This window comes from Alteribacter populi, from assembly GCF_002352765.1.
Taxonomy (GTDB): Bacteria; Bacillota; Bacilli; order Bacillales; family Salisediminibacteriaceae; genus Alteribacter; species Alteribacter populi.
In genome coordinates this window covers 1-1129 of the sequence record NZ_NISR01000005.1, presented here as the reverse complement: position 1 = coordinate 1129, position 1129 = coordinate 1, and the positions used below count along the sequence as shown (strand labels likewise).

General features: G+C 51.0%; 9 tRNA genes and 1 rRNA gene. All 10 read right to left on the bottom strand.

The features are described 5' to 3' along the window. Nucleotides 1–152: 152 nt before the first annotated feature. The 10 genes from CDZ94_RS21010 to rrf all read right to left on the bottom strand — a co-directional run bounded on the left by CDZ94_RS21010 (nt 153) and on the right by rrf (nt 1125). Nucleotides 153–228 (bottom strand) — tRNA-Ala (locus CDZ94_RS21010). Between the two features lie 19 nt (nt 229–247). Then, nucleotides 248–324: transfer RNA gene (locus CDZ94_RS21005), tRNA-Pro, on the bottom strand. A 5-nt stretch (nt 325–329) separates the two neighbouring features. Beyond that, nucleotides 330–406: transfer RNA gene (locus CDZ94_RS21000), tRNA-Arg, on the bottom strand. Between the two features lie 28 nt (nt 407–434). Further along, nucleotides 435–523: transfer RNA gene (locus tag CDZ94_RS20995), tRNA-Leu, on the bottom strand. 10 nt (nt 524–533) lie between these two features. Continuing rightward, nucleotides 534–608, bottom strand: a tRNA-Gly gene (locus CDZ94_RS20990). 59 nt (nt 609–667) lie between these two features. Continuing rightward, nucleotides 668–752 (bottom strand) — tRNA-Leu (locus CDZ94_RS20985). Nucleotides 753–759: 7 nt separating this feature from the next. Continuing rightward, nucleotides 760–835 (bottom strand) — tRNA-Lys (locus tag CDZ94_RS20980). 4 nt (nt 836–839) lie between these two features. Continuing rightward, nucleotides 840–915 (bottom strand) — tRNA-Thr (locus CDZ94_RS20975). Between the two features lie 8 nt (nt 916–923). Next, nucleotides 924–999, bottom strand: a tRNA-Val gene (locus CDZ94_RS20970). A gap of 9 nt (nt 1000–1008) precedes the next feature. Beyond that, nucleotides 1009–1125, bottom strand: a 5S ribosomal RNA gene (gene rrf, locus CDZ94_RS20965). Between the last annotated feature and the right edge of the window lie 4 nt (nt 1126–1129).

Below are 1129 nucleotides of genomic sequence, written 5' to 3'. Positions count from 1 at the left end.
GAGCCAGGATCAAACTCTCCGTAGAAAGTTCGATGTCTCTGACATCATAAAATAATTCATTGACGGAATATCTCTCAATATCCCACGTTTCGCTTGGCTTTTTGTTTAGTTTTCAAAGGTCAATGTTTCAACGCATAACGTTGGAACTATTATGGTGGAGCCTAGCGGGATCGAACCGCTGACCTCCTGCGTGCAAAGCAGGCGCTCTCCCAGCTGAGCTAAGGCCCCGAAGTATAGGTTGTAAAGATGGTCGGGAAGACAGGATTTGAACCTGCGACCCCTTGGTCCCAAACCAAGTGCTCTGCCAAGCTGAGCTACTTCCCGTTAAATGGCGCGCCCGAGAGGAGTCGAACCCCTAACCTTCTGATCCGTAGTCAGACACTCTATCCAATTGAGCTACGGGCGCATATATTAACTTGATTATATAATTAGTATGGTGCCGAGGGCCGGACTTGAACCGGCACGGTAATCACTTACCGCAGGATTTTAAGTCCTGTGTGTCTGCCAATTCCACCACCCCGGCAGGCAGTTTATGGAGCGGAAGACGAGATTCGAACTCGCGACCCCCACCTTGGCAAGGTGGTGTTCTACCACTGAACTACTTCCGCCTAAAACACTACGTTGCAGACCTTACAGTTATATAAATTATTCAGCTTTTTTATTTTAGTGGTGCGGGTGAAGGGAGTCGAACCCCCACGCCCGAAGGCACTAGATCCTAAGTCTAGCGCGTCTGCCAGTTCCGCCACACCCGCACTAAAATGGTGAGCCATGAAGGACTCGAACCTTCGACCCTCTGATTAAAAGTCAGATGCTCTACCAACTGAGCTAATGGCTCTAAGTGGTGCTGGCCAGAGGACTTGAACCCCCAACCTACTGATTACAAGTCAGTTGCTCTACCAATTGAGCTAGGCCAGCATTTAGAATGGTGGAGGATGACGGGCTCGAACCGCCGACCCCCTGCTTGTAAGGCAGGTGCTCTCCCAACTGAGCTAATCCTCCATATATGTTGCCCAGCGACGTCCTACTCTCACAGGGGGAGAGCCCCCAACTACCATCGGCGCTGGAGAGCTTAACTTCCGTGTTCGGCATGGGAACGGGTGTGACCTCTCCGCTATCGTCACTAGACAAG